The organism is Methylobacterium sp. CCH5-D2 (assembly GCF_001556475.1).
GTDB classification, from domain to species: domain Bacteria; phylum Pseudomonadota; class Alphaproteobacteria; order Rhizobiales; family Beijerinckiaceae; genus Methylobacterium; species Methylobacterium hispanicum.
Genome location: NZ_LSIX01000731.1, coordinates 1 through 4,797, shown reverse-complemented (window position 1 = coordinate 4,797; position 4,797 = coordinate 1). Strand labels below are relative to the sequence as shown.

The following is a 4,797-nucleotide window of genomic DNA, read 5'->3' as shown; positions in this document are numbered from 1 at the left end:
TACCCCTCACCCCAACCCTCTCCCTATGGGAGAGGGGGCATGGCGCGGTTCACCTTACAGCGCCGAACCGCTCAACCAAAATCCGTGTCCCCCGAGCGCCGGCCGGTCGTCCGGCCGGGCTCGATCGGCTGCCGCCGAGACCAGACCGGAACCGCGCCGTCCGACGATTCCGGGCCCGACGCGATCGATCTCGCTCACCCGGCAGAGGCCGGCCAGCCCGGCGCTAGTCCGGCCCAGTTCTCGATGAACTCAAGTCATCGCACCGCAAAATCCTGCCCGGCTCTTTACTGCGCCGCAGCAAGATCAGATGTTGCTTGCCCGAAGTCCTGTTTGCTCTGTGCCGCGAAGTTTGGCAAGCATGGCGGGGACGTCTTGGGAAGGAATGCCCGTACTGCAGCGAACGTCACCGAATCACGTCCAGAGCACACGTCCCATGGCCGGATCCGGCCAAGCTCCACGATCACAAGCCCACGCCAGGCATCGAATTCAAGGACGGTAGAATGACACCATTGCTGCTGATCATCCTGGGCGGGCTCTGCGCCGTCGCCTACGGGATCGTCACGATCACCGACGTGTTGAAGCGCGACCCCGGCACCCAGCGGATGCAGGAGATCGCGGGCGCCATCGCGGAGGGCGCCCAGGCCTATCTGCGGCGGCAATACGCGACGATCGGCATCGTCGGCGTCGTCCTCTTCGTGGTGCTGGCCGTCTTTCTCGGGATCAAGGTGGCGGTGGGCTTCCTGATCGGCGCGGTGCTTTCCGGGGTCGCCGGCTTCATCGGCATGAACGTCTCGGTGCGCGCCAACGTCCGCACGGCGCAAGCCGCCTCCACCTCGCTCGGCGGGGGCCTGGAGGTCGCGTTCAAGTCCGGCGCCGTCACCGGCATGCTGGTGGCCGGCCTCGCGCTGCTGGGCGTCGCCCTCTACTACCTCTACCTCACCCGCGGCGCCGGGCTCGCGCCGTCGAGCCGCGAGGTGATCGACGCGCTGGTGGCCCTCGGCTTCGGCGCCTCGCTGATCTCGATCTTCGCGCGGCTGGGCGGCGGCATCTTCACCAAGGGCGCGGATGTCGGCGGCGACCTCGTCGGCAAGGTCGAGGCCGGTATCCCGGAGGACGATCCGCGCAACCCCGCCACCATCGCCGACAACGTGGGCGACAATGTCGGCGACTGCGCCGGCATGGCCGCCGACCTGTTCGAGACCTACGCGGTCACGGTCGTGGCCACCATGGTGCTCGCCGCGATCTTCTTCTCCGGCCCCACGGGGAGCGGGGGCGCGGTGCTCGAATCGATGATGCTCTACCCGCTGGCCATCGGGGCGGCCTGCATCGTCACCTCCATCGCCGGCACCTACGCGGTGCGGCTCGGCGCCAACCAGTCGATCATGGGCGCGCTCTACAAGGGCCTGATCACGGCCGGCGTGCTCTCGGTCGCGGCGATCGCCCTCGTCAACCTCACCCTGCTCGGCGGGTTCTCCACGAGCTTCACCACCTCGACCGGGCAGAGCTTCACCTCGGCCGGCCTGTTCGGCTGCGCGGTGATCGGGCTGGCGATCACCGCGCTGATCGTGGTGATCACCGAGTACTACACCGGCACGAACTTCCGGCCCGTGAAGTCGATCGCCGACGCCTCGGTTACCGGCCACGGCACCAACGTGATCCAGGGTCTGGCGATCTCGCTCGAATCGACGGCGCTGCCGGCGATCGTGATCGTGGCCGGCATCATCGCGACCTACGCGCTCGCCGGCCTCTTCGGCATCGCCATCGCGGTGACCGCGATGCTGGCGCTCGCCGGCTTCGTCGTGGCGCTGGACGCCTTCGGCCCCGTCACCGACAACGCGGGCGGCATCGCCGAGATGGCCGGCCTGCCGCCGGACGTGCGGAAGTCCACGGACGCCCTCGACGCGGTCGGCAACACCACCAAGGCGGTGACCAAGGGCTACGCCATCGGCTCTGCGGGCCTCGGAGCGCTGGTGCTGTTCGCCGCCTACACCTCCGACCTGAACTACTTCATCGCCAACGCCAGCGACACGCAGTACCGCTTCTTCAAGGGCGTCGTCGTCGATTTCTCGCTGTCGAACCCCTACGTCGTGGTCGGCCTGCTGCTCGGCGGCCTGATTCCGTTCCTCTTCGCCGGCATCGCCATGACGGCGGTGGGTCGCGCCGCCGGCGCCGTGGTGGAGGAGGTGCGGCGCCAGTTCCGCGAGAAGCCCGGCATCATGCAGGGGACCGACCGGCCCGATTACGGCCGCGCCGTCGACATGCTGACGCGCGCCGCGATCCGCGAGATGATCGTGCCCTCGCTCCTGCCGGTCCTGACGCCGATCGTTCTGTTCTTCGTGATCCAGCTGATCGCGGGCAAGAGCCAGGCCTTCGCCACGGTGGGCGCCTCGCTGCTCGGCGTGATCATCACCGGCCTCTACGTCGCGGTCTCGATGACGTCCGGCGGCGGCGCCTGGGACAACGCGAAGAAGTACATCGAGGACGGGCACCACGGCGGCAAGGGCTCCGACGCCCACAAGGCGGCGGTGACCGGCGACACGGTCGGCGACCCCTACAAGGACACGGCGGGCCCGGCCGTGAACCCGGCGATCAAGATCACCAACATCATCGCCCTGCTGCTGCTGGCCGTGCTGGCGCACAGCTGAGCCCCGCGACGGACCCGAGAGGCGGGCCGGCCTATCCTTGGCCGGCCCGTCGTGTGTGCGGTGCCGCACTGGCCGGACCGGATCGGCTGCCCATGTGAGCGTGCATCTGCCGATTGCAGCACACACACGGGATTAGAATGCCCTCACTGCTCGACCCGATCCGCATCGGCGCCATCGAGGCGCCGAACCGCATCTTCATGGCCCCGCTCACCCGCGGGCGCGCCGACCGCGCGCATGTCCCCACGCCGATCATGGCCGAGTACTACGCCCAGCGGGCGAGCGCCGGCCTCATCATCTCGGAGGCGACCGGGATCAGCCAGGAGGGCCTCGGCTGGCCCTTCGCGCCGGGCATCTGGTCGGACGCGCAGGCGGAGGCCTGGGAGCCGGTGGTGAAGGCGGTGCACGACCGGGGCGGCCGAATCGTCTGCCAGCTCTGGCACATGGGCCGCCTCGTCCATCCGGACTTCCTCGGCGGCGAGCGGCCCGTCTCGTCCTCCGCCTCCACGGCGCCGGACCAGGCCCACACCTACGCGGGCAAGAAGCCCTACGCGGAGGCGCGGGCGCTGGAGACCGACGAGATCCCGCGCCTGCTCGCCGACTACGAGCGCGCCACCCGCAACGCGCTGGCGGCCGGCTTCGACGGCGTGCAGATCCACGCGGCGAACGGTTACCTCATCGACGAGTTCCTGCGGGACGGGCCGAACCGCCGCACGGACGCCTACGGCGGCCCGATCGAGAACCGGATCCGCCTGTTGCGCGAGGTGACGGAGCGGGTCGCCAAGGTCGCGGGCGCCGACCGCACCGGCGTGCGCCTCTCGCCCAACGGCGAGATCCAGGGCGTCAACGACTCCGAGCCCCACGCCCTGTTCGGCGCGGCCGCCGCCGCGCTCGACGAGATCGGCATCGCCTTCCTGGAGATGCGCGAGCCGGGGCCGAACGGCACCTTCGGCAAGGCCGACGTACCGCCCGTGGCGCCGGTGATCCGCGAGCGCTTCCGCAACCCGCTGATCCTGAACTCCGACTACGACGGACGCAGCGGGCAGGCCACGCTCGATTCGGGCGTGTGCGACGCGATCGCCTTCGGCCGCACCTTCATCGCCAACCCGGACCTGCCCGCGCGTATCGCCGCGGACGCACCGCTCCAGAAGGACGATGCCAAGACCTGGTACAGCCAGGGTCCGGAGGGCTACGTCGACTATCCGACGCTGGCCCAGAAGGCGGCCTGAGGCACGGGTCCAGCTTGGCCGGAGGGGCGGCGCGTGCTTGATGGCGCGCGCCGCTCCCATTCCGGGTCCTCGCCGTGCCACCAAGCCCCGTGCCGCCGCGGGCGCCCCTGCCGGGCCGCTACCGCCTCGTCGTCCTCGATTTCGACGGCACGCTCGCCGACAGCTTCGGCTGGTTCTGCGGCGTCCTCGACGGGGTCGCGGACCGCTACGGCTTCCGGCGGGTCGCGCCCGAGGAGGCCGAGACGCTGCGGGGGATGAGCGCGGCCGCCGTCATGCGCCGTCTCGAGGTGCCGCTCTGGAAGCTGCCGCTGATCAGCCGGCACATGCACGCCCTGATGGCGCGGGACATCGCGGCGATCCGCCCGTTTCCGGGCATCGCGGAGGTTCTGGCCGGGCTCGCCGCCGCCGGTCCGACCCTCGCCCTGCTCAGCTCGAACAGCCGGGCGAACGTCGAGCGGGTGCTGGGCCCGGAGAGCGCGGGCCACGTCGCGCACTGGGCCTGCGGCGCCTCGGTGTTCGGCAAGGCCGCCCGGCTGCGCAGGCTCCTGCGGAGCGCGGGCCTGCCTGCTGCGGATACGCTCTGCATCGGCGACGAGTTGCGGGACCTGGAGGCGGCCCGTGCGGTCGGCTGCGCCTTCGGGGCGGTCGGCTGGGGCTATACCAGACCGGAGGCGCTGCGCGCGGCGGGGCCGGACTTCCTGTTCGAGCGGCCGGACGACATCCGAGCGCTGGAGGCGCCGAGGACCGGCTGAGCGCCGCGTCCCGGCACGGGCGCGAGGGGAACCGTGCCGGAACGCGGACGGGCGTCCACCGCCCCTACTTCGAGTAGGCGTAGACGGCCGCCGCGGATGCGACGGGTCCCGTGACGCTGGAGAAGACGCCGAGGACCTTCTGGAGCTCGGTGTAGGGTGCGTTGGAGACGTAGA

General features: G+C 70.7%; 3 protein-coding genes. All 3 read left to right on the top strand.

From position 1 onward, the window contains the following. The first annotated feature begins 500 nt into the window (after positions 1–500). The 3 genes from AX737_RS19400 (at position 501) to AX737_RS19390 (ending at position 4,623) form a co-directional block, all read left to right on the top strand. The gene (locus AX737_RS19400) at positions 501–2,645 is read left to right on the top strand and encodes a sodium-translocating pyrophosphatase (protein WP_066924241.1); all 2,145 of its coding nucleotides are present in this window, start codon (positions 501–503) and stop codon (positions 2,643–2,645) included. Positions 2,646–2,782: 137 nt separating this feature from the next. Continuing rightward, on the top strand, positions 2,783–3,871 hold the full coding sequence (locus AX737_RS19395) for an alkene reductase (protein WP_066924239.1): 1,089 nt from the start codon (positions 2,783–2,785) through the stop codon (positions 3,869–3,871). Between the two features lie 74 nt (positions 3,872–3,945). After that, a complete protein-coding gene (locus tag AX737_RS19390) occupies positions 3,946–4,623 on the top strand; it encodes an HAD hydrolase-like protein (RefSeq protein WP_066924237.1) in 678 nt (225 codons plus the stop codon). The last annotated feature ends 174 nt before the right edge of the window (positions 4,624–4,797 follow it).

Excerpts from the sequence above, each read along its gene's own strand:
- AX737_RS19400 (WP_066924241.1), top strand. The coding sequence starts at position 501 with ATGACACCATTGCTGCTGATCATCCTGGGCGGGCTCTGCGCCGTCGCC.
- AX737_RS19395 (WP_066924239.1), top strand. The coding sequence starts at position 2,783 with ATGCCCTCACTGCTCGACCCGATCCGCATCGGCGCCATCGAGGCGCCG.